Annotated in this window: 1 protein-coding gene; it reads right to left on the bottom strand. The window is 62.5% G+C overall.

The window, feature by feature from the left end; translation table 11 throughout:
* Positions 1-64 precede the first annotated feature (64 nt).
* A complete protein-coding gene (locus tag PG888_RS23025; protein WP_003155741.1) occupies positions 65-688 on the bottom strand; it encodes a recombinase family protein in 624 nt (207 codons plus the stop codon).
* Positions 689-725 lie beyond the last annotated feature (37 nt).

Here is a 725-nt window from a genome sequence, read left to right as displayed (position 1 = left end):
GGGTCGACACCGGTAATCGGATCGTTGCCGCACTGAACAGCGCCCCGTTCCAGGTCGCCTCCATTTATGCGGCTGAACCGAGGGAGAGCAGCTTTACGCCGTCTGGCCGCAGTTCGCCCTTGGGCGACACGTGCCGGTAGAGCGTCTGCCGGGTAATCCCGAGTTCTTCGCAGAGATCGCCCACCTTGGTTTCCGGTTGCCCCATGCTGGCCATCGCCAGGCGTAGCTTGGCGGCGGTCATCTTGAAGGGGCGCCCCCCTTTCCTGCCGCGAGCGCGCGCCGAGATAAGTCCAGCGACTGTTCGCTCGGAAATCAACTCACGCTCGAACTCGGCCAGCGCGGCAAAAATACCGAACACAAGCTTGCCGGCGGCAGTCGTCGTGTCGACCGCCGCACCGTGACCGGTCAGGACCTTCAGGCCCACGCTACGCGCAGTTAGGTCGTGCACGGTGTTGATCAGGTGGCGCAGATCACGGCCAAGCCGATCGAGCTTCCACACGATCAGCGTGTCCCCTTCACGAAGCGCCTTCAGGCAAGCAGCCAACCCTGGGCGATCATCGCGCCTGCCCGAGGCCAGATCCTCGTAAAGGTGCGCAAGGCTCACACCAGCGGCGATGAGCGCATCGCGTTGCAAATTGGTGGACTGGGATCCGTCCGCCTTCGATACCCGCATGTAGCCGATCAGCACCTTTTCACCCGTCACGTATACGTTCGATTATGTGACA

The organism is Aeromonas sp. QDB23 (assembly GCF_027707745.1).
GTDB classification, from domain to species: Bacteria; Pseudomonadota; Gammaproteobacteria; order Enterobacterales; family Aeromonadaceae; genus Aeromonas; species Aeromonas allosaccharophila.
Note: the sequence above shows the minus strand (reverse complement) of the source record. Positions and strands in the feature narration are given on the sequence as shown.